Annotated in this window: 4 protein-coding genes; all 4 read right to left on the bottom strand. The window is 63.2% G+C overall.

Translation table 11 applies throughout. The features are described 5' to 3' along the window. A partial coding sequence (locus tag VGP39_RS08115) for a M16 family metallopeptidase (protein WP_414644597.1) occupies nt 1–455 on the bottom strand: 455 nt, incomplete at its 3' end. A gap of 102 nt (nt 456–557) precedes the next feature. Next, nucleotides 558–1,271, bottom strand: a complete 714-nt coding sequence (locus VGP39_RS08110) for a hypothetical protein (RefSeq protein WP_327567591.1) — start codon at nt 1,269–1,271, stop codon at nt 558–560. Between the two features lie 101 nt (nt 1,272–1,372). After that, complete coding sequence (lspA, locus tag VGP39_RS08105; RefSeq protein ID WP_327567590.1) at nt 1,373–1,870, bottom strand: signal peptidase II; 498 nt, start codon at nt 1,868–1,870, stop codon at nt 1,373–1,375. A gap of 221 nt (nt 1,871–2,091) precedes the next feature. Then, nucleotides 2,092–5,250 (bottom strand): isoleucine--tRNA ligase, encoded by a 3,159-nt coding sequence (gene ileS / locus VGP39_RS08100; RefSeq protein ID WP_327567589.1) that lies wholly within the window; start codon nt 5,248–5,250, stop codon nt 2,092–2,094. Nucleotides 5,251–5,364 lie beyond the last annotated feature (114 nt).

Raw genomic sequence — 5,364 nt, 5'->3', positions numbered from 1 at the left:
GGCAGCACGTTTTCGTCCTTGAGGACGAGGCCGGTCATGCGGTCGGCCTCGAATTCCATCATCCTGGGCAGCTGGTCGCGCGGCACGCGCTGGAAATAGCCGGTGTAGTCGGTGGAGGTGAAGGCGTTCTCGTTGCCGCCGATTCTGAGCACGGTCTGGGAGAATTCGCCGGCCGGATGCCTGGCGGTGCCCTTGAACATCAGGTGCTCGAGAAAATGCGCCAGCCCGGACTTGCCCGGCGTCTCGTCCGCGGACCCGACCTTGTACCAGATCATCTGCGTGACCACCGGGGTGCGGTGGTCGGGAATCACCACGACCTGCAAGCCGTTGGGAAGCGTGAAGGTGGCCGGGCGTTCGGAGGTGACGGTGGTCTGGGCGCGGACATCGGCGCCAGACAGAGTGGCCATCAAGGCCAGCGCGAAGAACGAGGTGGCGGCGAAGCGGTGTGAAGACATGATTACCTGTTGACCGGCTCGAACGGAAACGTTCGGGGTAGTGGCGGCTTCATACACCGCGCGGCTGCCGGTGACCCGTTACAAAACCGCAAGGCAGCGCAATCAGTCGCCGTATTTGCCTTGGGAGGGATTATAAACCTTGTTGACCAGCGATTCCTTCGGCCCGGTGCCATAGGCATAATCCGGCGATGGCGTCTGGTATCCCGGCGGCGGCATCGTCAGCGTATCGCGCGTCGGCTCGCCCTTGAATGGCGCGGTCTCGGTCTTGTTGCCCTTGAACATGCCCATGAAGCCGCCCTCATAGCCAAGCTGCGACGGGCTGAGAATCGCGTTGGTGCCGGGATTGCCGGGCAAATCGGGGCCGGCCGAGCCCTTGCCCGGGGCGGTCTTGCCGACCGCCAGTTCGCTCGGCGTCAGCACGCGGCTCGCCTCACGCGGATCCTTGTTGTCCTTCTTTCGCGCCGCCTTGGCCTCCTTGCGCTGCCGCACTTCCGGGTCTTTCGGCCAGTTCGGCACCGGCGCTTCGACCGCGGCGGAAGCCGGTGGCGGCAGATCGCTCCTGGGAGGAATCACCAGCGGCGAACGTTCGCGATACTCGATCCCGGTGTTCTCCATATTGGTGCCGCCGATCCCGGTCATGATCTGCTTGATGATTTTTTCCTCGAAGGTGGAATCATCCTCGTCGTCCTCGGCGCGGGCCGCGGTGGCCGACATCACAAGGCCGATCCCTAAGACAACGCAGGCGAGGCGCAGCGCGCGCATCATCGCCCGCGGCCGGTTCTGCACAATCCAACCGTTGGCTTCGGTTTCGCGCATCGCATCAATCCTGCCCAAATTTTACCGCGGACTGCCGATCCCGGCAGAACTCCGCCCCATATTGACCGTCAATCGACCCCGGCTGCCCGTATCGGCTGCGATCAGGGCGCTTTTGCGGCGGGTACGCCGAAGACGGAATCATACAGCAGGGCCGCAACGCCAGCAACAATCGCGGTATCGGCAAGGTTAAACACGTACCAACTGAGGTCCTTTTCGCCGATCTGGACGTGGAAATGGGCGAAATCGACCACCGCTCCATAGGCGAGGCTATCGATGGCATTGCCGATGGCGCCGCCGATGATCAGGCCGAGCGCAATGGTTGCCATGCGGGTCTGCGAACGCGCCATCCAGAGCGCGAGGACAATCACCGCGATTGCCTTGATCGCGAGCAGAACTGCCTGGCCGGCCGCGCTGTCGGTCTGAAACCAGCCGTAGCTGATGCCGGTATTCCAGGCCAGCACCAGATCGAAAAACGGCGTGACCCTCACCGCGCCTCTGCGGGCGATCTCGAACACGAACAGCAGCCAGAGTTTTGTGGCCTGATCGAGGACCAGCACGGCGACCGCCGCGACGATACCGGAGCGGAGGTAGGGGGTCATGGTCATGAGGCCAGGTGAAGCAGCGCTTTCTCACCTCTCCCCGGAGGGGAGAGGTCGAAGCCGGAGCGCAGCGCAGGCTTCGGGTGAGGGGTCTTTCCACGCACACCGGGCTTGCGGATAGACCCCTCACCCGACGCGCATCTGACGATGCGCGTCGACCTCTCCCCTGCGGGGAGAGGTAAACTGAGCGTCGTCGCGATTCGTCTTAAAACCATCATGCTTTAGCCTATCCCCAGCGCCTTCCATTCCCGCAGCGCTTGCGCGTCGCGCGGCGAGACGTCGGGATAGTCGGGATCCTCGCCGACGGTCGGCAGGATCTTCCACGACCGCGCGCATTTGATCCCCACGGACTTTTCGACGACGACGGCGACGCCGGGAACGTCGTTCAGGCGGAACGCGTCCGCAGGCGGATCGCCTTCCCTGATTTCATAGTTCGAGGTGATGCAGACTTCGGCGAGATCGACGTCGAACAGCGTGGCGAGCAGCTCTCTGTTGGAGACGTAAACGGTCGGCGAGGCCTCCAGCGACGAGCCGATGCGCTTGGCGGCGCGCTCGAGTTCCAGCGCGCCGGTGACGACGCGCCTGACATCGCGGATGATTTCCCACTTCGTGGCCAGCGCATCGTCGCGCAGCGATTGCAGGCCATCCGGAAACAGCGTGAGATGCACCGAGGGCTCGGCATCCGGCTTGTAGAGCCGCCACGCCTCTTCGCATGTGAACGACAGCACCGGCGCCAGCCATTTCAGGACCGCGTCGCAGATCATGTTGATGGCGGTCAGCGCCGCCTTGCGCGCGGGCGACGACGGCGGGTCGCAATACAGCGTGTCTTTCCGGATGTCGAAATAGAACGCCGACAATTCCGTGTTCATGAATGCCGCAAGCGAAGCCACCACCGTCTTGTAGTCGAAATCCGCATAGGCCTTGCGCGCGATGGCATCCTGCCCGGCGAGCTGATGCAGCATATACCGCTCCAGTTCCGGCATGTCCGGATGCGCGACGTCATCGCCGGGAGCAAAATGATGCAGCGTGCCCAGCATCCAGCGGATGGTGTTACGCAGCTTGCGGTAGCTCTCGACGGTGTTTTTCAGGATTTCCGGACCGAGCCGCTGGTCGTCGGCGTAGTCGGTGGCGCAGACCCAGAGCCGCAGGATGTCGGCGCCGGAATCCTTTATCACCTTCTGCGGCTCGACGGTGTTGCCCAAGGATTTCGACATCTTGCGGCCGTGCTCGTCGAGCGTAAAACCGTGGGTCAGCACGATGTCGAACGGCGCGCGGCCGCGGGTACCGTTGCTTTCCAGCAGCGACGACTGGAACCAGCCGCGATGCTGGTCGCTTCCTTCGAGATACATCACGGTGTCACGGCCGCCGTCGATCTTGCGGACGATGTGGCCGAGTTGCGGAAAGTGCTGGCGGTCTTCCAGCACGAAGGCGTGGGTCGAGCCGGAATCGAACCAGACGTCGAGAATGTCATCGACCTTGCGCCAGGGCTCGCCGGCACGTTCGCCCAGGAAGCGTTCGCGCGCCCCGTCCGCGTACCAGGCGTCGGCGCCGGATTCGCTGAAGGTCTCGACGATGCGATGATTGACGCGTTCGTCCTGCAGGACTTCGACCGAGCCGTCGCCATTCTCCTTGACGAACACGGCAATCGGCACGCCCCAGGCGCGCTGGCGTGAGATCACCCAATCCGGCTTCGAGTTGATCATGCCGTTGATGCGATTCTGGCCCGATGGCGGCACCCATTGCGTCACGGCAATCGCGCGCTGCGCGCGGGCGCGCAGCGTGTCCTTCACCTCTCCCCGTTGGGGAGAGATCGACCCCGCAAGGGTCAGGTGAGGGGACGCTGCCTCGCCTGGAGACCGCAACCCCTCACCCGTCGCGCTGCGCGCGCCGACCTCTCCCGATGGGAGAGGTGAAGAGGAGTCCGCGATCTCCTTGTCCATCGCGATGAACCATTGCGGCGTGTTGCGGAAAATCACCGGCTTCTTCGAGCGCCAGGAATGCGGATACTGATGTTTCAAGCGCCCACGCGCCAGCAGCCTGCCGGCGTCGACCAGCGCCTTGATCACCGCCTCGTTGGCGTCGCCTTTTTCGCCCTTGTCGTTGATGACGCGTTTTGCTGTGAAGCCCGGAGCCTGATCGGTGAACGCGCCGTTTTCATCGACCGTGTATGGGATGGTTGTGTTGATGCCGCGCGCTTCGAGTTCGCGCGCATTCGCAGTCCAGATGTCGAAGTCCTCGCGGCCGTGGCCTGGCGCCGTATGAACAAAACCGGTGCCGGTGTCATCGGTGACGTGATCACCTTCGAGGAGGGGGACGCGAAATTCATAACCTCCAGCCACGCTCTGCAACGGATGCTCGCATTCCATTGTGGCGAGCACATTTGCCGGCACGGAGCTTACTTTCTCGTACGCAATGACGCGCGCCTGCTTGAACACCGCTTCGGCCAGGGTGTCCGCAAGAATGAGGAGGTCGCCGGTTTTCGCCCAGTTGTCGGAAGGCGACTCGGTAACGCGATAAAGTCCGTACGGAATTTTCGACGAAAAGCTGATGGCGCGGTTGCCGGGCAGCGTCCAAGGCGTCGTGGTCCAGATCACGATGCTTGCTTCGCTTACCGCCTGGACGATCGCAGCCGAGGCGTTCTTGCCCGATGCGAGTTCGACCTGCGCGACCGGAAACTTCACCCACACCGTATCGCTGGTGTAATCCTCGTATTCGACCTCCGCCTCCGCCAGCGCGGTCTTCTCGACCACGCTCCACATCACCGGCTTGGAGCCGCGGTACAGCGTGCCGTTGGCGGCGAATTTCATCAGCTCGCGGGCGATCGCGGCTTCCGCGAAATAATCCATGGTGGCGTAGGGATGATCCCAGTCGCCGATGATGCCGAGCCGCTTGAATTCCTCGCGCTGCACATCGAGCCAGTGCGAGGCATAGGCGCGGCACTCGCGGCGGAACGCCACCATCGCCGCGGAATCGCGGAAATCCGGCTTCGGCTGGCCCTTGGAGCGGTAGTTCTCCTCCTCGATCTTCCATTCGATCGGCAGGCCATGGCAGTCCCAGCCCGGCACGTAGTTGGAATCGTGCCCCAGCATCTGCTGGCTCTTGGTCACCACGTCTTTCAGGATCTTGTTCAGCGCATGGCCGATATGGATGTTGCCGTTGGCGTAGGGCGGGCCGTCATGCAGCACGAATTTGGCGCGGCCGGCCGAGGCCTGACGCAGTTTTTCGTACAGTCCGATCTCGTTCCAGCGCTTGAGGATCTCCGGCTCGCGCTGCGGCAGCCCCGCGCGCATCGGGAATTCCGTCTGCGGCAGATACAAGGTTTTGGAATAGTCGTTGGCACCCGGCTTCGCAGCGGCGGCGGTCTTCTGTTGATCGTTCATGGCGGCTCTGATCAGGCGTTGGCTTGAAGGGGAGGCGAATACGGAAAACCCCGGTCTTGCGCTGAGCTGAAGCTCAGGCGGAAGCCGGGCCGCTAATGCCGATTATGATGCGCC

Source organism: Bradyrhizobium sp., assembly GCF_036009065.1.
Classification (GTDB): domain Bacteria; phylum Pseudomonadota; class Alphaproteobacteria; order Rhizobiales; family Xanthobacteraceae; genus Bradyrhizobium.
Note: the sequence above shows the minus strand (reverse complement) of the source record. Positions and strands in the feature narration are given on the sequence as shown.

Bases quoted from the DNA above. Each gene is read 5' to 3' on its own strand.
- lspA (WP_327567590.1), bottom strand. From the start codon at position 1,870: ATGACCCCCTACCTCCGCTCCGGTATCGTCGCGGCGGTCGCCGTGCTG.
- VGP39_RS08110 (WP_327567591.1), bottom strand. From the start codon at position 1,271: ATGCGCGAAACCGAAGCCAACGGTTGGATTGTGCAGAACCGGCCGCGG.
- ileS (WP_327567589.1), bottom strand. From the start codon at position 5,250: ATGAACGATCAACAGAAGACCGCCGCCGCTGCGAAGCCGGGTGCCAAC.